Raw genomic sequence first — 248 nt, 5'->3', positions numbered from 1 at the left:
CGGTGCCGTTGTCCGAATCAATCCCCACGATTGGAAACGGGAACCTGCCTATCGCGTATTGCAGGGCCTCGAACACCCATTTCTGGGCCTTGTTTGGCACGGACCTGTTCACGGTCCAGCCGGTGGCGATATCGGTGACCGTCAACGTGAAACAGAACTGTCCGGACGCCACGCCGCCTTCATGCCCGACCAGGTCGATCTCCACGAAACCCGGGACCGCGTCGTCCCACTCGGCCCAGGTCCGGATC

1 pseudogene is annotated in these 248 nt (G+C 62.1%); it reads right to left on the bottom strand.

Annotated features, from left to right (window positions below):
* Positions 1 to 205, bottom strand: a pseudogene (locus tag SB764_RS43220) (ISNCY family transposase); the annotation flags it as partial.
* Between the last annotated feature and the right edge of the window lie 43 nt (positions 206 to 248).

It is taken from the genome of Paraburkholderia sp. SIMBA_027, from assembly GCF_046535315.1.
Taxonomy (GTDB): Bacteria; Pseudomonadota; Gammaproteobacteria; order Burkholderiales; family Burkholderiaceae; genus Paraburkholderia; species Paraburkholderia tropica.
Note: the sequence above shows the minus strand (reverse complement) of the source record. Positions and strands in the feature narration are given on the sequence as shown.